Annotated in this window: 2 protein-coding genes; one reads left to right on the top strand and one right to left on the bottom strand. The window is 58.9% G+C overall.

Annotated features, from left to right (window positions below; genetic code table 11):
• The first annotated feature begins 245 nt into the window (after positions 1-245).
• A complete protein-coding gene (locus EN879_RS36030) occupies positions 246-974 on the top strand; it encodes a Crp/Fnr family transcriptional regulator (RefSeq protein ID WP_164774839.1) in 729 nt (242 codons plus the stop codon).
• A 52-nt stretch (positions 975-1,026) separates the two neighbouring features.
• On the opposite strand, the gene EN879_RS36025 is transcribed toward EN879_RS36030, so the two are convergent.
• A partial coding sequence (locus tag EN879_RS36025) for a hemerythrin domain-containing protein (RefSeq protein WP_164774838.1) occupies positions 1,027-1,365 on the bottom strand: 339 nt, incomplete at its 5' end.

The following is a 1,365-nucleotide window of genomic DNA, read 5'->3' as shown; positions in this document are numbered from 1 at the left end:
CGACCCCCGGATGGAAATGCGGCGCGGTCGGATAGCTCGTGTAGCGCGGCACGTTCTCGCCAAGTCTGGCAGCTAGTTCCGGTCGCATCTCGCCATTCCTGTGGTTGCATGGCCCGGAAAATGACCGCAACGGCACGCCGATACCTTGATTTCGGTCAAAGCCTTTGCACCGGACAAACTGCCACAAGGCTTTTTCAATGGCCGATGCTTATCTTGCCGATACCCTGGATCCTCGGACGATCGTGATGACAGTGCGTCAGGATGTTCATAGTGCCGGTATTCCCGTGCTTTGCCAATCCTGCGAGGCAAGGCATCGCGGCATTTGCGGTGCCCTTGATCCCGATCAATTGGTCGGGCTCGCCAAGACCTCGTCAAAGCACACCGTTGAACCGGGGTCAGAACTGATGGGCGACGCCGAAACCGTCGACAGCTATTCCAACATGCTTTCCGGCGTCGTGAAGCTGACGAAGAGCCTTTCGGACGGGCGCCAGCAGATTGTCGCGCTTCAGTTTGCCCCCGATTTTCTGGGACGGCCGTTCAAGGTGGAAAGCGTGATCAACGCGGTAGCGGCAACGGCCGTCTCCCTGTGTTCGTTTCCAAGGGCTTCCGTCGAAAGGATGATGAGGGAGTCGCCGGATCTCGAGCACCGCCTGCTCAAGCAGACGCTGAACGAACTCGACGATGCACGCGACTGGATGGTCACGCTGGGACGCAAGACCGCTGCGGAAAAAGTGGCGAGCTTTCTGCTGATGATTGCCAGAAACATCGATCCCACGCTCGATCCAAACACCAATCCGACGAGCTTCGAACTGCCTCTCACACGTGCCGACATCGCCGATTTCCTCGGCCTGACAATCGAGACGGTGAGCCGCCAGTTGACCCGGCTGCGGACAGACGGCGTGATCCGGATCGACAACAACCGCCATGTGACTGTGGACAGCCTTGCCCGGTTGGCGAGCCGCTCCGGAGCCTAGAGTAATTCCAGGAAAAGGCTGAAACAGTTTTCCGTCCGGAATTGCGTCAACTCTAGTCTCGATCGACGATCCCGATCATCGGCAGGACATGCTCGCGTTCAAACACGATGTGCCGGCGCAGATTCTCGAACAGGCCGCGCAACATGAACCCGAGGGCTTCGGGGTTTTCGACCGCCTCGCCATGACCGATGGCCAGCAGAATTTCGGTCACCTCACCGCCAACGCATTCGTCTTCCATATGTTCGGCCCGCAATCGCCGGGTTGAGGCAAGGTTCGCATTGCTGCTGACCACGGCATCCTCGTAGGCGGGAAAGATGACCGTCTCTTCGTATTGATCAATGTTGCGCAGCAGCGGAACGATCGCGTTGGCCGCGCCGAGACACTCCAGGCG

Origin of the sequence: Mesorhizobium sp. M7A.F.Ca.AU.002.02.1.1, from assembly GCF_003998535.1 — a bacterium.
Classification (GTDB): domain Bacteria; phylum Pseudomonadota; class Alphaproteobacteria; order Rhizobiales; family Rhizobiaceae; genus Mesorhizobium; species Mesorhizobium ciceri.
The sequence above is the reverse complement of the archived record's forward strand: the minus strand, read 5'-3'. Positions and strand labels throughout refer to the sequence as shown.

Excerpts from the sequence above, each read along its gene's own strand:
- EN879_RS36030 (WP_164774839.1), top strand. The coding sequence starts at position 246 with ATGACAGTGCGTCAGGATGTTCATAGTGCCGGTATTCCCGTGCTTTGC.